The sequence below is a fragment of the Sphingopyxis sp. NJF-3 genome (assembly GCF_053514865.1).
This window is the reverse complement of sequence record NZ_CM130726.1, coordinates 3,255,116-3,275,814: the sequence shown is the minus strand read 5'-3', so window position 1 is coordinate 3,275,814 and position 20,699 is coordinate 3,255,116. Positions and strand designations below refer to the sequence as shown.

20 protein-coding genes are annotated in these 20,699 nt (G+C 65.4%); 10 read left to right on the top strand and 10 right to left on the bottom strand.

From position 1 onward, the window contains the following. The first annotated feature begins 8 nt into the window (after positions 1-8). The 8 genes from ACOTSS_RS15935 to ACOTSS_RS15900 all read left to right on the top strand — a co-directional run bounded on the left by ACOTSS_RS15935 (position 9) and on the right by ACOTSS_RS15900 (position 8,928). Positions 9-353 (top strand): DUF190 domain-containing protein, encoded by a 345-nt coding sequence (locus tag ACOTSS_RS15935; protein ID WP_003046493.1) that lies wholly within the window; start codon positions 9-11, stop codon positions 351-353. A gap of 81 nt (positions 354-434) precedes the next feature. After that, positions 435-905, top strand: a complete 471-nt coding sequence (locus ACOTSS_RS15930; RefSeq protein ID WP_003046490.1) for an SRPBCC family protein — start codon at positions 435-437, stop codon at positions 903-905. Positions 906-1,095: 190 nt separating this feature from the next. Next, positions 1,096-3,636 (top strand): heavy metal translocating P-type ATPase, encoded by a 2,541-nt coding sequence (locus ACOTSS_RS15925; RefSeq protein ID WP_448688980.1) that lies wholly within the window; start codon positions 1,096-1,098, stop codon positions 3,634-3,636. A 44-nt stretch (positions 3,637-3,680) separates the two neighbouring features. Next, on the top strand, positions 3,681-6,860 hold the full coding sequence (locus ACOTSS_RS15920) for an efflux RND transporter permease subunit (RefSeq protein WP_003046483.1): 3,180 nt from the start codon (positions 3,681-3,683) through the stop codon (positions 6,858-6,860). A 13-nt stretch (positions 6,861-6,873) separates the two neighbouring features. Further along, positions 6,874-7,359 (top strand): SRPBCC family protein, encoded by a 486-nt coding sequence (locus tag ACOTSS_RS15915; RefSeq protein WP_003046480.1) that lies wholly within the window; start codon positions 6,874-6,876, stop codon positions 7,357-7,359. Beyond that, positions 7,356-7,790: a disulfide bond formation protein B gene (locus tag ACOTSS_RS15910; protein WP_003046478.1), complete on the top strand. Its 435-nt coding sequence runs from the start codon at positions 7,356-7,358 to the stop codon at positions 7,788-7,790. Before ACOTSS_RS15915 ends, ACOTSS_RS15910 begins: the two co-directional genes overlap by 4 nt. Further along, the gene (locus ACOTSS_RS15905) at positions 7,787-8,431 is read left to right on the top strand and encodes a DsbA family protein (protein ID WP_003046475.1); all 645 of its coding nucleotides are present in this window, start codon (positions 7,787-7,789) and stop codon (positions 8,429-8,431) included. The genes ACOTSS_RS15910 and ACOTSS_RS15905 overlap by 4 nt, the downstream gene beginning before the upstream one ends. Positions 8,432-8,622: 191 nt before the next feature. Continuing rightward, positions 8,623-8,928: a hypothetical protein gene (locus tag ACOTSS_RS15900; RefSeq protein WP_003046472.1), complete on the top strand. Its 306-nt coding sequence runs from the start codon at positions 8,623-8,625 to the stop codon at positions 8,926-8,928. Positions 8,929-8,955: 27 nt separating this feature from the next. Here the strand turns inward: ACOTSS_RS15900 and ACOTSS_RS15895 are convergent, their stop codons facing one another. The 4 genes from ACOTSS_RS15895 to ACOTSS_RS15880 all read right to left on the bottom strand — a co-directional run bounded on the left by ACOTSS_RS15895 (position 8,956) and on the right by ACOTSS_RS15880 (position 13,072). Further along, positions 8,956-9,615, bottom strand: coding sequence for a class I SAM-dependent methyltransferase (locus ACOTSS_RS15895; RefSeq protein WP_037553277.1), 660 nt, complete (start codon positions 9,613-9,615; stop codon positions 8,956-8,958). Positions 9,616-9,662: 47 nt separating this feature from the next. Further along, positions 9,663-10,352 carry a helix-turn-helix transcriptional regulator gene (locus ACOTSS_RS15890; protein WP_003046466.1) on the bottom strand — a complete coding sequence of 230 codons (690 nt, stop codon included), beginning with the start codon at positions 10,350-10,352 and terminating at the stop codon, positions 9,663-9,665. A gap of 126 nt (positions 10,353-10,478) precedes the next feature. Continuing rightward, complete coding sequence (locus tag ACOTSS_RS15885; protein ID WP_003046463.1) at positions 10,479-12,425, bottom strand: cytochrome c/FTR1 family iron permease; 1,947 nt, start codon at positions 12,423-12,425, stop codon at positions 10,479-10,481. A gap of 5 nt (positions 12,426-12,430) precedes the next feature. Then, on the bottom strand, positions 12,431-13,072 hold the full coding sequence (locus ACOTSS_RS15880; RefSeq protein ID WP_037553278.1) for a cation transporter: 642 nt from the start codon (positions 13,070-13,072) through the stop codon (positions 12,431-12,433). A 70-nt stretch (positions 13,073-13,142) separates the two neighbouring features. Here ACOTSS_RS15880 and ACOTSS_RS15875 point away from each other — a divergent pair, with 70 nt between their 5' ends. Next, entirely contained in the window at positions 13,143-13,556 is a 414-nt protein-coding gene (locus tag ACOTSS_RS15875) for a MerR family transcriptional regulator (RefSeq protein ID WP_003046458.1), read from the top strand. Between the two features lie 35 nt (positions 13,557-13,591). Here ACOTSS_RS15875 and ACOTSS_RS15870 read toward each other — a convergent pair whose 3' ends face one another. After that, positions 13,592-13,819, bottom strand: coding sequence for a GDCCVxC domain-containing (seleno)protein (locus ACOTSS_RS15870; RefSeq protein WP_081611194.1), 228 nt, complete (start codon positions 13,817-13,819; stop codon positions 13,592-13,594). Then, a complete protein-coding gene (locus tag ACOTSS_RS15865) occupies positions 13,812-14,069 on the bottom strand; it encodes a hypothetical protein (RefSeq protein ID WP_003046455.1) in 258 nt (85 codons plus the stop codon). Before ACOTSS_RS15865 ends, ACOTSS_RS15870 begins: the two co-directional genes overlap by 8 nt. A gap of 174 nt (positions 14,070-14,243) precedes the next feature. Between ACOTSS_RS15865 and ACOTSS_RS15860 the strand changes: the two genes are divergently transcribed. Continuing rightward, positions 14,244-14,645 (top strand): MerR family transcriptional regulator, encoded by a 402-nt coding sequence (locus tag ACOTSS_RS15860; protein WP_003046453.1) that lies wholly within the window; start codon positions 14,244-14,246, stop codon positions 14,643-14,645. Positions 14,646-14,729: 84 nt separating this feature from the next. Here ACOTSS_RS15860 and ACOTSS_RS15855 read toward each other — a convergent pair whose 3' ends face one another. Genes ACOTSS_RS15855 through ACOTSS_RS15840 form a run of 4 tightly spaced genes read right to left on the bottom strand, consistent with a single transcriptional unit; the run spans position 14,730 to position 20,675 of the window. Continuing rightward, positions 14,730-15,098, bottom strand: coding sequence for a copper-binding protein (locus ACOTSS_RS15855; RefSeq protein WP_003046451.1), 369 nt, complete (start codon positions 15,096-15,098; stop codon positions 14,730-14,732). After that, positions 15,095-18,229 (bottom strand): efflux RND transporter permease subunit, encoded by a 3,135-nt coding sequence (locus ACOTSS_RS15850; RefSeq protein ID WP_037553279.1) that lies wholly within the window; start codon positions 18,227-18,229, stop codon positions 15,095-15,097. The genes ACOTSS_RS15855 and ACOTSS_RS15850 overlap by 4 nt, the downstream gene beginning before the upstream one ends. Continuing rightward, positions 18,226-19,452, bottom strand: coding sequence for an efflux RND transporter periplasmic adaptor subunit (locus ACOTSS_RS15845; RefSeq protein ID WP_003046445.1), 1,227 nt, complete (start codon positions 19,450-19,452; stop codon positions 18,226-18,228). The genes ACOTSS_RS15850 and ACOTSS_RS15845 overlap by 4 nt, the downstream gene beginning before the upstream one ends. Continuing rightward, positions 19,449-20,675: a TolC family protein gene (locus ACOTSS_RS15840; RefSeq protein ID WP_003046442.1), complete on the bottom strand. Its 1,227-nt coding sequence runs from the start codon at positions 20,673-20,675 to the stop codon at positions 19,449-19,451. Before ACOTSS_RS15840 ends, ACOTSS_RS15845 begins: the two co-directional genes overlap by 4 nt. Positions 20,676-20,699: the final 24 nt, after the last annotated feature.

Sequence of the window (20,699 nt, the reverse complement as noted above, 5' to 3'; positions counted from 1 at the left end):
AGACTGTCATGACAAAAGCATCCAAGCTCTTGCGCATCTACACCGATGAATCCGCCTTCTTCGGTGATCAGCGGGTCTTCGAGTTCATTTCCGAACTCGCTCGCCAGCAAAAGCTGGCAGGCGTTACGGTGCTCGAAGCGGTTCTCGGTTTCGGTCGCTCGGCGCATCTCCACCGCAAGCATGCGCTGGAGAATGACCGGGCGGTCGTGATCGAGATCATCGACGAGGAGCAGCGGCTCCGCGACTTTGCGGCGCAGCTGACCGAAATACCGGACATCGGGCTCATCACGCTCGAAGCGGTCGAAATCCTCGGCGGGAAATCCGCCGCGGAGCCCCCCGATGTTCAGAGCTGACCGGCATCTTGCCGGTCTACACCGCGGCGCAGGTCCCCGGCCTGCGTCGCGGACCAGCTCGTGCGAGCGAGGAGGTCTCCGATGTTCTCGGTAGGCACCTCGCTCCGCTTGCCGGTCCCGATCGGGCGGGTCTGGCGACTGCTCGTCGATATCGAGCGGTACGACGACTGGCATCCGACGCTCCGTTTCACCGATCGTCCGGGAGATGATGAGCGCGTAGGCTATGTCTATTCTCCGCGCGGGAAGCGGGGTCCGGAATTTGCATCCGAGGGGCGGATAACCGGCCTCGACTGGCTGACGGGCTTCTCCTGGCGGACAGGCACGCGCGGGCTGCTCGTCATCGAGGAGAGCTACCGGCTCGAAAAGCTCGGCCAAGGGGTGGAGGTTACCCATCGCCTGGAATGCGCGGGTCTCTTCTCATGGCTCGGCTATCCCATTCTGCGGCGGGTTTGCAGCGTTTTTCTCAAGCGCTCGAACATGGCGCTCGAACAGCAACTCCGTCGCACGACAGTTCAGTCCCGCTACGCGCGGCCAAGCGGGCGCCGCGCATGATCTTGAATTCGAAACCTGGCCGTCGGAGGCCCCTCTCAATCGCCCCCCTCACCACGGGCAGGGATTTCCGGCTGTCAGGGAGGTGCGGGAGCCGGGTCGCATCCCGCAATGGCTCCCGCACCTCATCCTGCCGCGCGTTTAACATGCGCCCGGATCGCATTGCCGACCGCCAACAGAAAAGGATGGCATCATGAGTGACCAGTTGCGGCTCGATATTCCGCTTCTCCTCCCCGAAGTCGCCGATACCGCCGACCGCTGCGTCGCGCGCCTGACGAGCGAACTCGAAGGACGCGAAGGCGTCGACAAGGTCCATGTTGTCCGCTCAAGCGACGGTTCGCCGCCACAGCTCTGCATCCATTACCGTCCGGATATTCTCCCGCTCGAACGCGTGCGGCAGCTCGCGCGCAGCGCCGGTGCCGAGCTCACCGGCCAGTATCAGCATCTCTTCTGGGATGACCTCGAAGGCGTCGGCCACGCCCGTCGCGCGCGGACGATCGGACTGAAGCTTCGCGAAATGCCGGGCGTGATCGAGGCCGAAGTCGGCGCCGCCGGTACGCTGCGCGCCGAGTTCCAGCGCTCGGAGACCTCCATCGAAATGATCAGAAAGACACTCTCGGATATGGGCGTCACTCAGAAATCGACTGTCGTCGCCGCGGCTGCCCCGGCACAAGCCGCCCACCAACATGGCGATGATGGCCATGACCATGGTCCGGATCACGCGCATGGGCCAGATCACAAACATGGCCATACGGGCGAGGATAGCCACGACCATGGCCATGATCATGGCGGCATCTTCGGCGAGCGGACCGAGCTGATCTTCGCGCTGCTGTGCGGTCTCGTCCTCGGCATCGGCTTTGCGATCGAGAAGCTCGCCGCGGCGCCGGAGTGGGTGCCGCTCGCATTCTATATTGCCGCTTATGGCTTCGGTGGCTGGTTCACTGTCCGCGAGGCCATCGAGAATCTGAAGCTCAAGCGCTTCGAGATCGACACGCTGATGCTCGTCGCCGCGGCCGGCGCTGCCGCGCTTGGTGCGTGGGCCGAAGGCGCGCTGCTCCTCTTCCTCTTCAGCCTCGGCCATGCGCTCGAACATTATGCCATGGGCCGCGCCAAGCGCGCAATCGAGGCGCTTGCGGAGCTGGCGCCGCAGACCGCGACGGTGAAGGATGCCGACGGGACGGCTCGCGAAGTCCCGGTCGAGCAGCTGGCGATTGGCGACACCGTCATCGTCAAGCCCAACGAGCGTCTTCCCGCCGACGGCTTCGTCGTCGTTGGCCGCACGGCGATAGATCAGGCTCCGGTGACCGGCGAGAGCGTCCCCGTCGACAAGGAACCGGTGGCCGATCGTGCGCAGGCCGCGGCAAAGCCCGATGCACTCGACGCAAAATATCGCGTCTTCGCGGGCACCATCAACGGCTATGGCGCGATCGAGATCGCGGTAACCCGTCTTGCGGCCGATACCACGCTCGCTAAGGTCGTGAAGATGGTGAGCGAGGCGGAAACGCAGAAATCGCCGACCCAGCGCTTCACCGACAAGTTCGAGCGCATCTTCGTGCCGAGCGTGCTCGCGCTTGTGTTCGTCCTGCTCTTCGCCTGGGTCGTTGTCGACGAGCCGTTCCGCGACAGCTTCTATCGCGCCATGGCGGTCCTTGTCGCGGCAAGCCCGTGCGCGCTCGCGATCGCGACGCCGAGTGCCGTCCTGTCGGGCGTTGCGCGTGCGGCGCGCGGCGGCGTGCTGGTCAAAGGCGGTGGCCCGCTCGAAAATCTCGGCTCGCTGACCGCGCTGGCGTTCGACAAGACGGGAACGCTCACCGAAGGAAAGCCGCGCATCACCGACGTCCTGCCGGCCAGCGGCGTGCCGAAGGAGGAACTGCTGCGGATCGCGGTGGCGGTCGAGCGGCTGAGCGATCATCCGCTTGCCGCTGCCATCGCGCGCGATGGCGAGGCCATGCTGACGTCGACGCGCGTACCGGTGGCGGACGACCTTAACAGCCTGACGGGTCGCGGCGTCACGGCAAAGGTCGAGGGCGAAACCGTCCTGATCGGCAAGGCCGAAATGTTCGGTGCCGACGGCATCGCGCCGATCGGCGGCGAAGTGGCGGCTGCGATCGCCGGCCTCCGCGAGCAGGGCCGCACGACGATGGTCGTTCGTATGGGCGACCGCGATCTTGGCGCGATCGGTCTGATGGACACGCCGCGCGAAGCGGCGCGCACCGCGATCGCCAAACTGCGCGAGCTCGGCATCGGCCGGATGATCATGATTTCGGGCGATCACCAGAAGGTCGCGGAATCGATTGCCGCCGAGGTCGGGATCGACGAGGCCTGGGGCGACCTGATGCCCGATCAGAAGGTCGACGCCATTCGCGACCTCAAGGCGCAGCAGCCGGTCGCCATGGTCGGTGACGGCGTCAATGACGCACCGGCGATGGCGAGCGCCACCGTCGGGATCGCGATGGGCGCCGCGGGGTCCGATGTTGCCCTCGAAACCGCCGACGTCGCGCTGATGGCCGATGACCTCGCTCATCTGCCGTTCGCGATCGGACTTAGCCGCCAGACGCGCCGCATCATCCGCCAGAATCTGGTGGTCAGCCTCGGCGTCGTCGTGGTCCTCGTGCCGGCGACGATCTTCGGACTCGGAATCGGTGCGGCGGTCGCGGCGCACGAAGGCTCGACCCTCGTCGTCGTCGCCAACGCGCTTCGCCTGCTCGCCTATCGCGATCGCAGCATGGGCTGAGGGCGCACAGTCGCGGTGGGATCGAACCGGAAGGGGGAGAGAGGATGAACTTCAAGAATATCTCGGCCTGGTCCATCCGGAACCCGATCCCGCCGCTCGTCATGTTCTTCGGTCTGACGGTGGCGGGCATCGTCTCCTTCCTCATGATGGGGGTCCAGAGCGATCCCGACATCGATTTTCCGGGCGCCATCGTCATCATCGCCCAGCCGGGCGCCGCGCCCACCGAACTCGAAACGCAGGTCACGCAGCGTGTCGAGGCGGCGGTGCGGACGATCGAGGGGATCGACGAGCTCAATTCGACGGTTACCGAAGGCCAGTCGCAGACCTTCGTCCAGTTCGCGATCGGCACGCCGATCGACCGGGCGGTGACTGACATTCGCGACAAGATCACCCAGATCCGCAGCAACCTGCCGAACGGCATCCTCGAACCGCAGGTTATCCGCCTCTCTACCTCGGGCAACACGCTTGCCTATTGGTCGGCTTCGGCCACCGATATGACGCTCGAGGAATTGAGCTGGTATGTCGACAATGTCGTCGCGAAGCGGCTGATCGCGGTCCCCGGCATGGGCGACGCCTATCGCCGGGGCGGCGTCAGCCGCGAAATCCGCGTCATCCTCAACCCCGAACGCATGCGCGCCTACGGCCTTACCGCCGCCGCGGTGAACACCCAGCTCGTCCAGCTCAATGTCAATGCGGCCGGCGGCCGGATGGAGGTCGCGGGCTCCGAGCAGGCGGTGCGTATCCTCGGGAACGCGAGCAGCGCCAACGCGCTCGGCGAGACGCTAATCTCGGTCGGGACGAACCGGACCGTGCGCCTCGCCGATATCGCCGAGGTCAAGGATCTCTACGCCGAGCAGCGCTCGGTCTCGAAGCAGGACGGGCGGCAGGTGCTGACCTTCGGCTTCGAGCGCGCCAAGGGCGCCTCGGATGTGACCGTCTATGACGCTGCGGTCGAGGAGCTGCGAAAACTCGAGAAGGAAAACCCCAAGGTCAAATTCACCGAGCTGTTCAGCGATATCGAATATACCAAAGGCCAATATCATTCGGCGATCAATGCGATGGTCGAGGGCGCGATCCTCGCGGTCGTCGTCGTCTTCCTTTTCTTGCGCGACTGGCGGGCGACGTTGATCTCGGCGCTCGCCATCCCGCTGTCGGCGGTCCCGACCTTCCTGTTCATGGACCTCATGGGCTTCTCGCTCAACATGATGACCTTGCTCGCGCTCAGCCTCGTTGCCGGCGTGCTGGTCGACGATGCGATCGTCGAGATCGAGAATATCGTGCGCCACATGCGGATGGGCAAATCGGCCTATCAGGCCTCGATCGATGCGGCCGACGAGATCGGCCTCGCGGTGCTCGCGACAACCATGACGATCGTCGCGGTGTTCCTGCCGGTCGGGCTGATGCCGGGCGTCGCCGGGCAATATTTCAAGAATTTCGGACTGACGGTCGTGGCCGCGGTGCTGATGAGCCTCGCGGTCGCGCGCATGATCACACCCATGCTCGCCGCCTATTTTCTCTCTGCGCAGGGTCCGCAAAAGCATGGCGAGGGCCCGCTGATCGACACCTATATGCGCATCTTGCGCTGGAGCCTCGACACCAGCGGGGCCGCTGCCGCGCGTGCGCGCGGCGGGCGCTGGAAATGGCTCGGTTACATCAAGGACCATCGCGTCTGGGTGGTCGGCATCGGTGTGCTGGCGCTCTTTGCGACCATTTTCAGCTTCTCGCTGCTCCCGATGACCTTCCAGCCGTCGATCGATTCCGACACGAGCCGCGTGGCCATCCAGCTCGCCCCGGGCGCAACGCTCGAACAGACCGAGGCAGTGGCCGACGAGGTGACCGATCTCATGAAGCGCGACCCGCTCGTCGAATCCGCCCTGTCGCGGATCGATGTCGGCACGGCGACGGTCTATCTGAAATTGCGCAAGGACCGCGAGCTGACCTCGACCGAGTTCGAAAAGGACCGCGCGCCGCGGCTAGCGCAGGTTCCCGATGCCCGAATCAACTTCCAGTCGCAGCATGGCGGCGGCGGCGGCAGCAGCCGCGACATCTCGATCACGCTCGGCAGCGACGACCCGAAGAAGCTCGAAGATGTCGGCAACCGGCTGCTTGCCGAGATGGCCCGCGTGAAGGAAATCCGGTCGCCGCGTGTCGAGGGCAATCTTCAGCGCCCCGAGATCGTCATTCGCCCGCGCTTCGCGCTCGCGGCGCAGCTCGGCGTGACGACGCAGGCGCTCAGCCAGTCGATCCGCGTCGCGACATTGGGCGAGATCGACCAGAATAGCGCGAAATTCTCGCTGTCCGACCGGCAAATCCCCGTTCGCGTCGCGCTTGCGGAAACCGCGCGCGAGCGGCTCGATACGCTGCGCAATATGCCTGTTCCGACCCGGAACGGGGGAACGGTGCCGCTCTCGGTTGTGGCCGAGATCGGCTTCGGCGCCGGCCCGACCCAGATCAATCGGACCAACCAGGTGCGCCAGCTCACCATCGGGGCCGACCTGGCTCCGGGTCTCGTGACCGGTCAGGCGATGGACAAGGTCGAGGCGCTGCCGGCGCTCAAGGCGCTGCCCGCCGGGGTCACGCGGCTGGTACTCGGGAGCGCCAAGTGGCAGGCCGAGATGCTGCGCAACTTCGCGATCGCGGTCGTATCGGGGATTTTTCTCGTGCTCGCTGTGCTGATCCTACTCTATCGCAAGATCATCCCGCCCTTCGTCAACATGGGCTCGCTTCTGCTCGCCCCGCTCGGCGGGGCGGTCGCGTTGCTGCTGACGGGCTATCCGCTCTCGCTTCCCGTGTTCATCGGCGTGCTGATGCTGCTCGGTATCGTCGGCAAGAACAGCATCCTTCTCGTCGACTTCGCGATCGAGGAAATGGCGTCGGGGGTGCCGCGCGACGAGGCGATTGTCGACGCCGGACACAAGCGCGCGCAGCCGATCCTGATGACCACGGTCGCGATGGTCGCGGGCATGATCCCGACCGCGCTGTCGCTCACCGGCGACGGCGCATGGCGCGCGCCGATGGCGGTCACGGTGATCGGCGGGCTCATCCTGTCGACGATGCTGACACTGCTGATCGTGCCGGCGTCCTTCAGCCTCGCGGCGGGCTTCGAACGCCGGATGGTCCCGCGCTTGCGCCGCTGGTTCACGACGGGCGGCGCGCACGCCGACCCATCGCCTGCGGGCGTCACCGACATCGGCGCGGGGCAAAGCCCGGCGGCCGATCGATAGAGGAGTTAAGCTGATGGAGTTCGAGCGGGAGCATGACCTCCCCTATAGTCCGGAGCAGATATGGGCGGTCCTCGGCGATTTCGAGAACCACCGGATCTGGAATCCCTATGTCCGGATCGAGCAGCTTGCCGAGGACCCGATCGCGATCCGCTATTCGATGCGCATGGATCCGCACAAGCCCAAGTTTCTCGAAGTCTCCGCGGCGGTGCTCTCCGCGCGCCCGGGCGAGGAGCTGATACTCGACGTCAAGCCGAGCTTCATCCTCCAGTTCGAGGAGAGTTATATCCTGACGCCGACGGCGAGCGGGACGAAGTTCGTTCACCGCTATCGTTGCCGCGGGCCCTTTGCCTGGCTCCGGCTTCCCGGCATCAAGACCAGCTTCCAGCGAATGATCGCGTCGATCGACGGCATCCTGCTCAGCTACCTCAAGTCCAAATACAGCAAGCCGCCACCGCCGCCGCGACGGCCCAAGTCCAAGTTCAAAGGTGGCCGGCGATGACGAGCTTTCCGCTGCTCGCGCCGCACAAATGGCGTCCGCTCGGCGCGGCCTGGGCAATCGCCCTCCTGTCGAGCCTGGCCGTCCTCTTCGTCGGCGAGGTCATGGGCCAGGCGCCGTGCGACCTCTGCTGGTTCCAGCGTAGCTTCATGTTCCCGCTTGCGATCATTCTCGGCATCGCGGCGTTCAGGTCGGACCGCGCCATCGTTCCTTATGGGCTGGCGCTGGCTGCGGGCGGTGGTCTCGTCGCTTTCTATCATAGCCTGCTCTACGTCGGCGTCATTCCGGCCCCGATCGTCCCCTGCACCGGCGGTCCATCATGCTCGGGAGAGAGCATGGCAATCGGAGGCGTGCCGCTGCCCCTCCCGTCGCTGACCGCGTTCGCGCTCATCCTCACCCTCTTGCTCAACTTCCAAAGGAGACTGAAATCATGAACAAACGCATCGGAGTGGTGGCCACGCTTGTCGTTTCCGCACTCGCTTTCACCGGCGGCGCGATGCTCTACAGCGGAACCGCCGAGGGCGAACCCACGAAGAAGGTCGTGGCGGGGCCCGTCGACAGCCTCATTCGCCCGCATTCGCCGATCATCGGACCGAAAAATGCCCCGGTCACCATCGTCGAATTTTTCGACCCGTCGTGCGAGGCCTGCCGCGCCTTCTATCCCACGGTGAAGGGCATCGTTGCCAAATATCCCAAGGATGTGCGTCTCGTTATGCGCTACCTGCCGCTGCACCCCGGCTCGGCCGAGGCGATCGTGATCCTCGAAGCCGCCCGCGTCCAGGGCAAGCTCGAGCCGGTGACGGCCGCCCTGCTCGAAGCGCAGCCCGAATGGCACGACGGCAAGATGGACGGTGCCTGGGCGGCCGCCGAGAAGGCCGGCCTCAATGTCGCGAAGGCGCGCGCGATGCCGACAACCGATGCGATGGCCTGGATGGAGCAGGACATCGCCGACGCGCGTGCGGTCGGCGTCCGGGGCACGCCGACCTTCTTCGTCAATGGCGAGATGCTCGTCCAGCCGAGCCCCGAACAGGTCGAGGCCCGAGTCCAGGCCGCGGTAGCGGCAAAGGGCAAATGAGGGCCCGCACCCGTCCCGCTTCGTCCACGCGGGACGGGTGCCCACCATGCGGCGCGATACTGTCTCTCCCGCCATCGGCCTGTCGCATGGAGACGCCGGGTCACCGTCCGATCGGCAGCATCGGAGCCAATATTCACAGCGCATTCAAACATGAAGGGGGATTTTGAACGCCACGAAAAGGAGAGACTGACATGCGAAAACTGATGACGATCGCGGCCGCGATGCTCGCCTTCGCGCTCCCCGGAACAGCGCTTGCCCAGCACCATGGCGATCGCGGGGGATATAGCCGCGGACATGACGCGCCACGTGGTCATGACCGCGACTATCGTTCCTCACGCCACGGCGTGCCCAATTATGGCTATGATCGTGGCTATCGTGGCTACGATCCCTACTACCGCGGCCATGATCGCCGCTATGAACGGCGGGACCGCTACGAGCGGCGCTATCAGAAGCGCCGGATGCACCACCATCACCGCGGGCGTCACTGGCGCGGCTAGCCGCGACCGCGCGGGCCGGGCGAGAAACTACCGCTTCGCCCCATAGATTGAAATCGAGCCGGTCGGCGTCGGGATGACTCTCATCTCTTCGACCGCCTCGAAACCCGCGGCTTTAAGGATCACCGGGACGCAGCCCTTAGCGTTGGGTTCGGTATATTCGAACCCGTCGAGCAGCTGGATCTGTCGAAAAAGCATGCGCATCAGCAGCGAGCGCTGCTCGCCATAGTCGGCTATGAAAAGGGTCCCGCCCGGCCTCAGGAGCCTGAACATCTGCGCGGCAATCGCTTCCTTAACGGCCATCGGGCACTGGTGAAGGACCAGGCTCGATACGATCTTGTCGCATTGCCGGAGTGCGTCGATGCCGTCCAGCTCGTCGCCCATAGCCTCGAACCATCGAATCTCGGCATCGGCAACCTCAGCCTTGGCGCGCGCGATTTCCAGCACGGCGGGGTCGGGATCGACCGCCAGAACGATGCTCTCCGGCGCCGCCTGCTTGAGGGCGATCGCAAAGGTTCCCGTGCCGCACCCGATATCGACGATCCGCTCGCCCGGCCGCGGTTCGGCGAAGCGCAGCAAGTCGCTTCGCCATCTTTTCTCTCTGGTCATGAGGGCTATGGCGGCATCGTAGCGGTCGAGCGATCCGCTCTTGCCGAGTGCCGGGACGAAGTCTCTGTGTGCGTCTGACATGATGCGCCTCTACCAGGCGCGATCACGCACCGGCTTGAACGGAGAGGCTATGATTCGATGAAAAGGTCGCTTGCCCGGATACCGAACATCGCCTTGATCGTGCGGGCGAAATGCGCGCTGTCGCTGAACCCTGCCATGTGTGCGGCCTCGGTCGCGCTGCGGCGCATTCCCAATTCGTCGAAGGCGATAATCAACCTTCGCCAGAGCACAAAGCGCTGGAAGGGCATGCCGATCTCGGCGGCAAAGAGATGCCGGAAGCGGCCGAGCGAAAGGCGGCTCTCCTCCGCCACAGCCGCGAGACGGACAGAGCCCATGGGGATCAGGCGGTCAATCGAGGCGGCGGCGCGGGTGATGCGCGGATCGAGCGGGGGTCGGGCGCCTCGCGTGAGCCAGTTTTTCCAGAAGGACCGCTGTCCCGGCAGCGCGACATGAATCGGATCGGAGCAGATCAGCCGGTCTTTCAGATCTACCGGCGGACCGAAGACCACTGTCGGCTCGACGAACCATAATTCAGCCGTGGGCGCGGGGAGCAGCCGGTGCACGGTATCGGGTTCGATGAGCAAGCAACGCCCCGACAGGCGCGCGCCATCAGCATCGACCACGGTAAGCGGCTCGGCACAAAACACTGCCTGCGCCGCAAAATGGCGGTGCGCGGCGGCATCGCCAACCGAACCCGACCAGAGAGCATGATAGTCGCCGAGGCTAAGTCGGCCGTTCCAGTTGGACGTTTCGGGCATCGGGTCGCAATAGCAGGCCTAACTCGTGTGCGTAACGGGCGCCGGGTAAGCACTCTGGCTCGGAGGCTCTTTTCGGAAGCCGTCTTACGGCCAAGGAGGAGTGCGCCGACCCCGTGATGATTCCCCTCATCGACCGGGCGCTGTCTCGATGCGGCGATGTTGCCGACTGTTGTAACGATAGCCGATCCAGAGGATTGCAAGCGCGAGAAGCTGGAGCAACAACGGTTCGAGCGAAGGAAATATCCCCATCGCCGGGAAGCGGGGAAAATGAGCTAGCGGGGTGATGCCGAGGAGGCCGGCTTCCTGTAGCGCGCCCGCGCCCTTGCCGGCCAGGACAACCGCGAGGATAGCGATGAGCGAAGAGCTGTAAGCGAAAAATCTTCCGATCGGCAGGACCCGGCTGTAACGAAGCATGACCCATGCGATTGCTGCCAGGATCACCACTGCGGTTCCGGCTCCGGCGGCGATCGCGCTGCGGCTTCCTTGCGCGGCGAGAGCTGCGAAAAACAGGATGGTCTCAAAGACTTCCCGATAGACCACGAGGAAAGCGAGCCCGAACAGGAACCAGGCCGAGCGACGTGAAAGCGCTTTGCCCATCGCTTCGCGAATATAGCGCTGCCAGCTCTCCGCATGTGACTTTCCGTGCATCCAGATGCCGACCCAGACGAGAACGACTGCGGCGAAAAGCGAGCCAAATCCCTCTGTCAACTCGCGGTTCGCTCCGCTGATCGAGATTGCATAGGTCGCGACTGCCCAGGTTGCGCCGCCGGCTGCCAGGGCTGCGATCCAGCCGCCATGGACATAGGGTAGGACCTCAGGCCGTTCGGCCTTTCGTAAGAAAGCGATCATCGCCACGATGATCAGAAGCGCTTCGAGACCCTCGCGCAGCAAGATGGTAAGCGCCCCGACAAAGGTCGATGCGTCGCTGGCTGCATCGGGAGACAGTGCAGCTTCGGCATCGGCGAAAAGGGTTTCGACTGCGGCGGCTTTACCCGCGACCGCATCGACCGGCACACCTCGCGCGATGGACACGCGATAATCGGACATCGCGGATTCGATTTGCGCCATAAGGGCGGAATCGCGCGTCGTCAGGATCGGCTCAATCGGTTCGAAACCGTCGAGATAGGCGGACAGCGCGAGACGCTCTGCCTCGCTCCGATTTCCCTTGCGGTACGCGGCAAGGCTTTGCGCCAATTTGTCACGGGCAACCGCAAGCGTCGCGGGCGAAGCGGTTGTCAATGCTTGGGGATCTGAGCGCAAATAGGCGGTAAGCGCGTCGGCCTGCTCCGATCCCAGCCCACGACCAAGCACTTCCGGGCTGAGACTCGTGAAGGCTTGCAGGTCGGGGACCAGTTCGCGCGCCGCAGGGGTCTGGTTCCAGACACGCCGGCCGGCTGCGACGTCGCGAAAGGCAAATCCACCGGCATAGGCTGCTACCGCCCAGCGGTCGTCGGAGGGCAAATGGGCAAAACTGGGCATGGACGTGCCTTCGAGCCCCTGTCCTATCACCTGATAGAGCGCGAACAGACTGCGCTTGCGAGCGCGTCCGGCGTCGGTGAAATCGATAGGTGCCGGGTCGAGCCCCTTGGCCTGAGGTCCATTGCCATCGCCGCGCGCGCCGTGACAGCTGGCGCAATTTTCCAGATAGACTTGGGCTCCGCGCCGGGGATCTGGAGCGTTGCGCGGCGCGAGGGGCACAGGGTAGGCGGCGAGGAGGTCCGCCGCGAGTCCGCGCGCCTGGCCAGCCACCTTGCCGGGGTCCGCCTTCGATGCGATCGCCGTCTGGAGTTGTCCCGCTTCACTGACAAGGCGAGCCCGCGCCGGGGATACCGGAAGCGCTTCGATCCCCTTGCGAACGGTGGCGGAAAACTCGGTCATCTCGGCATATTCGACCGTGCTCGTCACCGCGCCATTCGAGACCGCTCCACCATAGTCGACCGCAACATAGTCCAGCAGGCGCCAGATGGTCTGGACTTCGCCGGCATCAGTGCGGGCCTGTGCCGTCGGCACGACGAGGCCGCAGATTGCAGCGAGCGCGATCAGCAGAGAGAGAAAGCGGCGGGCGGGGGGCATTGGCCCTATTGTCCGGGCACAGTCGACAGTTCGCGCAATTCGGTCCGCGCGCTGCGTAGAATCTCATAGGCCGAATGCAGGAAAAGCGTGGCAATGATGGCGGCGACTGCAAGGTCGGGCCAGGCTTGCCCGGTCCATGCGACGAGGCCGGCGGCGATGATCACCGCCACATTGGCGATCGCGTCGTTGCGGCTGAACAGCCACACCGCCCGGACATTGGCGTCGCCTTCGCGGAACCGCGAGAGGACCGCGGCCGAGGTGAGGTTGACGAGGAGGGCGGCGGCGCCGATGCCGCCCATCAGCTCGGCTTCGGGCGGAACCGCGGTCAGGGCACGCCACAGCGCGACGCCGATGACCCCTATGCCAAGCGACAGCAGGAACAGGCCTTGGGCTAAGGCGATACGCGTGCGGGCGAGCGCAGTCCAGCCTATCGCGACGAGGCCGGCCAACGTGATCGTGCCGTCGCCGATAAAGTCGAGCGAGTCGGCTTTCAGCGCCTGGCTGTTGGCGATGAACCCGCCGACGATCTCGATCGCGCCGAAGCCGAGATTGAGAATTACGACGATCCACAAGGCCCTTCGATAGGCGGGATCGCGTTCGGCCCTGACGGTGTCGCCCGTGCAGCCGCAATTGCTGTCGTTGCTCATTCCCCTGTTCTACATTCTACAGTAACTGTAGAAGCAAGCTGAAATCGAAACGAGACTGAGAGGAAGGGAGATGGCGCGCGACACGCGGCTGCCGATCGGCGGCCTGGCGAAACGCACCGGCACCAAGGTAAACACGATCCGCTTCTATGAGGATATCGGATTGCTGCCTTGCGCAGCGCGCACAGCCTCTGGCCGGCGCACCTACGGGGATGAGGATGTCGGGCGCCTCGCATTCATCCGCAATGCCCGCGGCCTCGGCTTTTCGATCGATGAAATCCGGTCGTTGACGGCGCTGGCCTTGGGGCCGGGGCAGGACTGCGCCGAAATCCGCGCAGTTGCGGCGCGTCACCTGCTCGATGTCGATGAAAAGCTGGAACGGATGGCGCGGCTCCGTGCTGAACTTGCCCGTATCGTCCAGCTCTGCGATGGCGGGCCGGTGTCGGATTGCCGGGTCATCGAGGCCATCGCCGCCGGAAATGCCTAGCCGCCGCGCTATCGGGACTGTCGGCGGCTTGCGGCTCAGCCGCAGCAACTGCCCTTGCCGCCGTCAACCTGTATTGGCGGGCAGGGTACCGTGCCATAGGAACAGAAGACACAGCAGTCTCCTGGCAGCGGCTTGAGCAGCGCGCCGCATCCCTTGCAGTCGTAGAAATACTGACACGCATCGGTGGGCATGATTTCGTCGGCGATTTGACCGCAGAGCGGACACGTCAGCGTCGATTGCAGGACCGGCGAGGGATCAAGCATAGCGATAGCCGAGCCAGAGGAGGACGGCGGCGAGGAGCAGTCCGATCAGGGTCACAAAGCGCAGCGACGCGGGCACGCACAGGCCATCGGCGCCGCAGCGCGCCGCGCGCATCTGCTGGCGCGCCAGCAGGACGCCACCGGCGACGAGCGAAATTGCGCCGAATGCGACGAACCAGAGCCGGTAGGGCGCGGCCGGGACCGCTATGCCGACGAGCCAGGCGGACCCGAGCCCCGCCGAGGCCAGCAGCATGGGGAGGGCGCAGCAGGTGGCTGCGAGAAAGCCCGATGCGATCCCGCCAAGCGCCAGCGAAATGGCCCCAAATCCTTTTGGACGCCTTGCATCTCCAGCCAAATTCAAACTCCTTGTTTCGCGGTAGCGGCAAGTCTACCATCTGTAGTGACTACAGATGCAAGCGGAATCGCAATGGCCCCCTCAAGCACCATCCCCATCGGCGAGCTTTCTCGGCTTACCGGCTGCAATATCGAGACGATCCGCTATTATGAGCGCATCGGCATTCTGCCCGCGCCGGTCCGGTACGGGCGATTTCGCCGTTATGATTCAGCTGGTGTGCGGCGCCTTGCATTTGTGCGCCGCGCGCGCGAACTGGGGTTTCCCCTCGATACGGTCCGGACTTTGCTCCTTCTTGCCGAAGGCGGCGGCCATAGCTGCGATCAGGCGCGCCATATGGCCGAGAGCCAGCTTGCCGACGTCCTCGCCAAGCGCGCCGACCTCGACCGGATGGCCGCTGTCTTGGGCGATCTTGTCGAGGCGTGCGGCGCCGGCGATGCCGGGGGCTGCCCGCTTCTGGAGGCGCTGTCCGACTAGGTTCGAGTACAGCCGTCTTCCGCCAGCGCCCCAAAGCAGCCATTGCGCGCGGCAACTAGGGCCACCGCGCGCAATGGCGGCGCGTTACGGCGCCTTGTCGAGCTTGGTGATCGTCCCGGCCTTGCCGTCCCAATTGAGCTCGAACGCGACCTTGTCGCCGACCTTGATGTCCTTCAGCAGCTCGGGTTTCGCCGCAAAACCCATCGTCATCGGCGGCCATTCGAGTTCGGCGATCGCGCCATGATCGAGCGTGACCTGGCCTTTTGCCGTATCGATCGCGGTCACGGTCGCCGTGCCCTTGCCATGCTTCGTTTCGGCCGGGGCCGCCATGGTCCCTGTGTCATCGGCCATCGCGGCCTTTTCTTCCGTCTTCGGTGCTTCGCCTTGCTTGCCGCAGGCGACAAGTCCAGCGCCGAGCGCAAGGCTGAGCGTAATCGCAGTGAGTTTATTCATGTCGTTTCTCCTTCGGGTTGGACGGGATGAGCCGCACGCCTTCGCATCAGCAGATAGGCGGCGGGAATGATAAGCATCGACAGCAGCGGCGCGGTGAGCATGCCGCCGATCATCGGCGCGGCGATGCGGCTCATCACTTCGGAGCCGGTGCCGGTCCCGACGAGGATCGGGAACAGGCCCGCGAGGATAACCGCAACGGTCATCGCCTTCGGGCGGACGCGGAGCAGCGCGCCTTCGCGAACCGCGGCCAATATGTGGCCGTCGCTGCGATCGGCGAGCGCATGCTTGAGATAGATGAGCATGACGACCCCGAACTCGGCGGCAACGCCCGCAAGCGCGATGAACCCGACCGCGCTCGCGACCGACTGGTTATAGCCAAGCAGATAGAGGAGCCAGAGCCCGCCGGTGAGCGCAAAGGGCAGGGTCGCCATGATGAGCAGCGCCTCGTCCCAGCGGCGGAAGGTCAGGTAGAGCAGCAGGAAGATGATCGCGAGCGTGACCGGCACGACGACCTTCATCCGCTCGGTCGCACGAACGAGGAACTCGAACTGCCCGGTGTAGGAAACGCTGACGCCGGGCGGCAGATCGACATCGCGCGCGATCGCCCGCTGGATGTCCTGCACGAGGCCCTGCAAATCGCGGCCGCGGCTGTCGACGTAGATCCAGGTCACCGGGCGGCCATTCTCGCTGCGCAGCATCGGCGGCCCGTCGCTGACCTTGACTCTGGCCACCGTGCCGAGCGTGATCTGCTGGCGCGACGGCGTCAGGACCGGAAGGCTCGCGAGCTCGCCGATACTGTCGCGCAGCTCGCGCGGGTAGCGGACGCTGATCGGATAGCGGGCGAGCCCCTCGACCGTCTGGCCGATCGTCTCGCCGCCGATCGCGCCCGAGACGATCGCTTGCACGTCGGCGACATTGAGGCCGTAGCGTGCTGCGGCGGCGCGATCGATGTCGACATCGATATAGCGCCCACCAGTCAGCCGCTCGGCCAGCGCCGACGCTACGCCGGGTACGGTCTTGACGACCGCTTCGATGCGCTTGGCGGTGCGATCGATCCCGGCAAGATCCGAGCCCGCGACCTTGATGCCGACCGGGCTCTTGATCCCGGTCGCAAGCATGTCGATGCGATTGCGGATCGGGGGAATCCAGAAATTGGCGAGCCCCGGAACCCGGACCCGCGCGTCGAGCTCCTCGATCAATTTCTCCTCGGTCATGCCGGGGCGCCAACGGTCCTTCGGCTTGAAGCGGATCGTCGTCTCGAACATCTCGAGCGGCGCGGGGTCGGTCGCGCTGTCGGCCCGCCCCGCCTTGCCGAACACGCTCTCGACCTCGGGCACGGTCTTGATCAGTCGGTCCGTCTGCTGGAGCAGGCTCGATGCCCTTGCGGCCGAGATGCCGGGTAGCGCCGAGGGCATGTAAAGGAGGTCGCCTTCGTGCATCTGCGGCATGAACTCGCCGCCGATCTGGGTCATCGGCCACAGGCTGGTGGCGAAGACGAGGCCGGCGATCACGAGCGCTTTTTTCGGCCGTTCGAGCACCCAGTCGAGTGCCGGGCGATAGATGCGGGTCAGCCAGCGGTTGACCGGATTACTCTGTTCGGCGGGTATCTTACCGCGGATCAGCCAGCCCATCAGCACCGGGATGAGCGTGATCGAGAGGATCGCGGCGGCCGCCATCGCATAGGTTTTGGTGAAGGCGAGCGGCGAGAAGAGCCGTCCCTCCTGGCCTTCGAGCGTGAAGATGGGGAGGAAGGAGAAGGTGATGATGAGGAGGCTGAGGAAGAGGGCGGGCCCAACCTCGGCGGCGGCGTCGGTGATGACGCGCCAGCGTTCGGCGCCTTTCAGTTCCTCGCCCGGATGATCGCGCTCCCAATGTTCGAGATGCTTATGGGCATTTTCGATCATCACCACCGCAGCGTCGACCATCGCACCGACCGCGATGGCGATGCCGCCGAGCGACAATATATTGGCGTTGAGTCCCTGCAGCCGCATCACGATGAAGGCGATGAGGATGCCGAGCGGCAGCGTCAGGATCGCGACCAGTGCCGAGCGCGCGTGCCAGAGGAAGAGCGCGCAGACGAGCCCGACGATGATGAACTCTTCGACGAGCTTCGAGGTAAGATTGTCGACCGCGCGGTCGATCAACCCCGAGCGGTCATAAGTGGTGATGATCTCGACCCCGGGCGGCAGGCTGCGCTTGAGCTCGGCGAGCTTGGTGCGCACGCCGTCGATGACTTCGCGGGCATTCTTGCCCTCGCGCATGACGATCACGCCGCCCGCGACTTCGCCCTCGCCGTTGAGTTCGGCGATGCCCCGCCTTGTGTCGGGACCGATCTGCACCGTCGCGACATCGCCGACCGTTACCGGGAGTCCGCCCGCGGCGGTGCGGATCGGGACGGCGCGGAAGTCGTCGAGCGACTCCAGATAGCCGCTCGCGCGGACGATATATTCAGCCTCAGCGAGTTCTAGGGAGCCGCCGCCGCTTTCCTGGTTGGCGCGCTTGAGGGCGTCGGCGACGTCGGTTGCAGTCACCCCGAACGCGGCGAGCTTCTGCGGATCGACGATGATCTGATACTGGCGCACCATGCCGCCGATGCTCGCGACCTCGGCGACGCCGGGAACCGATTTAAGCTCGAAGCGGAGGAACCAGTCCTGAAGACTGCGGAGTTCGGCAAGATCGTGGCGGCCGCTTTTGTCGACGAGCGCATATTCATAGATCCAGCCAACCCCGGTCGCGTCGGGACCGATGCTCGCGCGCGCGCCCTCGGGGAGACGGCTTTGCACCTGGCTCAGATATTCGAGCACGCGGCTGCGCGCCCAATAGGGATCGGTGCCGTCGTCGAACAGGACATAGACGAAGCTGTCGCCGACGAAGCTGTAGCCGCGCACCACGCGCGCGCCCGGCACCGAGAGCATCGTCGTCGTGATCGGATAGGTGACCTGGTCCTCGACGATCCGCGGTGCCTGTCCCGCATAGCTGGTGCGGACGATGACCTGGACGTCCGACAGGTCGGGCAGGGCGTCGACCGGAGTCGTGCGCACCGCGGCGATCCCGAGCAAGGTCAGGATCAGCGCCGAAGCGACGACAAGCCCGCGCGCCGCGACCGAGGCGCGAATAATGCGTGCGATCATTGCGCTGGCTCCAGCGGACGAACCGTGAGACCGGTCAGGCTCGCCTCGGAATCGAGCAGGAACTGGCCCGACGCGACGACCTTCTCGCCGGGGGCGAGCCCTCGCAATATCTCGGTCTTGCCGCCGCCTTCGCGTCCGGCGACCACTTCGGCGGGATGGTAGCGTCCGTCGCCCTTCTCGAGCATCACGATGCTGCGCGTGCCGGTGCGGATCACCGCTTCGCTTGGCACCAGCAGCGTTGGCTTGGCGTCCCCGCCGAGCGCGACGACGGCGAACATGCCGGGGCGTAGGCGACCGCCGCGGTTGGCGAGCTCGATGCGCACTGTCAGCGTCCGGCTGTCCGCCGCTGCGGTCGGCAGGATCGCGACGACCCGCCCGGTAAAAGCCTCGCCGGGAAAGGCGGTGAGGTTCGCGGTGGCAGGTTGGCCGATCTTCACCAGTCCGGCCTGCGCTTCGGGGAGCGCGGCATTGAGCCACACCGTTCCAAGTCCCGAGATTTCGGCAAGTGTCTGCCCCGAGGCGAGAGTCACGCCTGCACGGGCATTGAGCGTCTGGACCACGCCGCCGATCGGCGCGCGCACCGTCAGTCTGCCGCCGGTCCGTCCGCTCCGGTCGACCTCGGCGATCACGCCTTCGGGCATGCCCATCAGCCGCAGCCGCTGCCGCGCGGCCGCCGTGAGTTCAGGTTTGCCGAGCTTCTTGACGCTCAGATATTCGGTCTGGGCGCTGCCCCATTCAGGCAATTGCAATTCGGCGATCGGCGCACCGGCGCCGATGACATCGCCAGGCGCGAGGCGATAGACGCGTTCGACGAAGCCGCCCGAGCGCGCCTGGACGATCGCGACATCGCGCTGGTTGAAATCGATACTGCCGTTGACGTCGAAGGTTGCGGCAAGGCTCCCCATTTCGGCCGCGACCACTCTTATGCCGAGGCTCTGACGCGCCGACGGGTCAATCGACACGCCGGGCGCCGCGCCGCCACCCTCGTCGGCATATTTGGGCTCGAGCTGCATGTCCATGAAGGGCGACTTGCCGGGCTTGTCGAACTTCTGGTTCGGGAACATCGGATCATAATAGTAGAGGATCTTGCGCCCGCCGCTTGCCGTCTCGGTTGGTGCATCGCTCTTGCCGCTCTGTCCCAACCAATAACCGCCGCCGCCCGCGATCAGCACCGTGGCCAGGATTGCGACGCGCCAGCGCGCCGCTGATGTTGCATCGGTCATCGACCTGCCTCCCCATAAATATAATTGATCCGGATCGCGTCGCGCGCGACCTCGGCTTCGCGCGCCAGCGCATCGACTTCGGCCTCGGCAAGCGCGAGAGTCGACAGGAGCGCGGTCCCGAGGTCGAGCTTTCCGGCGGCGTAGCTTGCAAGATCGAGCTCGGCGCGCTTCTTCGCGAGCGGCACGAGCCGCGTACGTGCATTGGCGAGCTGCTCATGATGCATGCGGTGATCGGCGAGATCGGCGTCGAGCGCTGCCGCGATGTCGCGCTTGGCAGCCTCGCGGTCGAGCCGGGCGCGCATCGCCTCGCTGGCGCGCGCGGCGATCTTGGGGTCCTGCCGCTTTTTCGAGAAGAAGGGCAGGTCGACGGTGACCCCGACCGTGACGAGATCACCGTAATTGGGCTCGCGGCGCCCATAGGCCGCGTTGACGCTCCAGTCGGGTCGCTTGTCGGCGCGTGCGAGACCGGTCTCGGCGTCGGCGGCGAGGGCGCGGGCATCGAGTGCTCTGAGCTTTGGCAGGGCGTCGATGCCGGCGCGCAATCCTTGTTCGTCGATCGACTGCGGCGGCAAGTCGCCGAGCGTGTCGGCGGCGGGGTCGCCGGTGAAGCGGGCGAGCTGCGCGCGGGCGCGGGCGATCTCGGCGGCGAGCGCGCTGCGGCGATCGTTGATCGCGGCGCGAAGCTGATCGGGTTCGAGCGCCTGCGCCGGGCGCGCCGCACCGCTGGCAAGCCGCGCCGTCACGGTCGATTGAAGGTCCTCGAGGCCGCTATCGAGCAGGTCGAGTTCCTTCAGCTCCTTCTTGGCATAATAGAGATCGACCCAGGCGAGCGCGGTCGCGAGCCTGATGTCCTGCGCGGTGACCGCTTCGTCGGCGCGGGCGATTCCAATGTCGGCCTGCGCGCGGGTCGCGCGCGCGCGGCGTTTGGCGGGGTTCGGAAAATCCTGGCTGACGCCGATGACCTGCATCGTGAAATCGTCGCGATTGAACCGGCCCGCGTCGGGTCCGGTCACCGGGAAATCCTGGAGGACGATATTGAGTTTCGGGTCGGGCAGCCGGTCGGCGGCGATCGCCGCCGATTGGGCGGCGTCGACGCCCGCTTCGCGGCTTTGCAGTTCGGGTGCCTCCGATGCTGCTCGGCTGAGCGCCGAATCGAGCGTCATCGGCTCGGCGTGAAGAGCCGAGGGCAGCGCAAGCAAGGCTGCCGTAAAATATGGGCGCATGATGTCCCCCTGCTGTGGACTGGG

What these genes read in the sequence shown, in the direction of transcription:
- ACOTSS_RS15935 (WP_003046493.1), top strand. Translation starts at nt 9, where the DNA reads ATGACAAAAGCATCCAAGCTCTTGCGCATCTACACCGATGAATCCGCC.
- ACOTSS_RS15930 (WP_003046490.1), top strand. Translation starts at nt 435, where the DNA reads ATGTTCTCGGTAGGCACCTCGCTCCGCTTGCCGGTCCCGATCGGGCGG.
- ACOTSS_RS15925 (WP_448688980.1), top strand. Translation starts at nt 1,096, where the DNA reads ATGAGTGACCAGTTGCGGCTCGATATTCCGCTTCTCCTCCCCGAAGTC.
- ACOTSS_RS15920 (WP_003046483.1), top strand. Translation starts at nt 3,681, where the DNA reads ATGAACTTCAAGAATATCTCGGCCTGGTCCATCCGGAACCCGATCCCG.
- ACOTSS_RS15915 (WP_003046480.1), top strand. Translation starts at nt 6,874, where the DNA reads ATGGAGTTCGAGCGGGAGCATGACCTCCCCTATAGTCCGGAGCAGATA.
- ACOTSS_RS15910 (WP_003046478.1), top strand. Translation starts at nt 7,356, where the DNA reads ATGACGAGCTTTCCGCTGCTCGCGCCGCACAAATGGCGTCCGCTCGGC.
- ACOTSS_RS15905 (WP_003046475.1), top strand. Translation starts at nt 7,787, where the DNA reads ATGAACAAACGCATCGGAGTGGTGGCCACGCTTGTCGTTTCCGCACTC.
- ACOTSS_RS15900 (WP_003046472.1), top strand. Translation starts at nt 8,623, where the DNA reads ATGCGAAAACTGATGACGATCGCGGCCGCGATGCTCGCCTTCGCGCTC.
- ACOTSS_RS15895 (WP_037553277.1), bottom strand. Translation starts at nt 9,615, where the DNA reads ATGTCAGACGCACACAGAGACTTCGTCCCGGCACTCGGCAAGAGCGGA.
- ACOTSS_RS15890 (WP_003046466.1), bottom strand. Translation starts at nt 10,352, where the DNA reads ATGCCCGAAACGTCCAACTGGAACGGCCGACTTAGCCTCGGCGACTAT.
- ACOTSS_RS15885 (WP_003046463.1), bottom strand. Translation starts at nt 12,425, where the DNA reads ATGCCCCCCGCCCGCCGCTTTCTCTCTCTGCTGATCGCGCTCGCTGCA.
- ACOTSS_RS15880 (WP_037553278.1), bottom strand. Translation starts at nt 13,072, where the DNA reads ATGAGCAACGACAGCAATTGCGGCTGCACGGGCGACACCGTCAGGGCC.
- ACOTSS_RS15875 (WP_003046458.1), top strand. Translation starts at nt 13,143, where the DNA reads ATGGCGCGCGACACGCGGCTGCCGATCGGCGGCCTGGCGAAACGCACC.
- ACOTSS_RS15870 (WP_081611194.1), bottom strand. Translation starts at nt 13,819, where the DNA reads ATGCTTGATCCCTCGCCGGTCCTGCAATCGACGCTGACGTGTCCGCTC.
- ACOTSS_RS15865 (WP_003046455.1), bottom strand. Translation starts at nt 14,069, where the DNA reads ATGCTGCTGGCCTCGGCGGGGCTCGGGTCCGCCTGGCTCGTCGGCATA.
- ACOTSS_RS15860 (WP_003046453.1), top strand. Translation starts at nt 14,244, where the DNA reads ATGGCCCCCTCAAGCACCATCCCCATCGGCGAGCTTTCTCGGCTTACC.
- ACOTSS_RS15855 (WP_003046451.1), bottom strand. Translation starts at nt 15,098, where the DNA reads ATGAATAAACTCACTGCGATTACGCTCAGCCTTGCGCTCGGCGCTGGA.
- ACOTSS_RS15850 (WP_037553279.1), bottom strand. Translation starts at nt 18,229, where the DNA reads ATGATCGCACGCATTATTCGCGCCTCGGTCGCGGCGCGCGGGCTTGTC.
- ACOTSS_RS15845 (WP_003046445.1), bottom strand. Translation starts at nt 19,452, where the DNA reads ATGACCGATGCAACATCAGCGGCGCGCTGGCGCGTCGCAATCCTGGCC.
- ACOTSS_RS15840 (WP_003046442.1), bottom strand. Translation starts at nt 20,675, where the DNA reads ATGCGCCCATATTTTACGGCAGCCTTGCTTGCGCTGCCCTCGGCTCTT.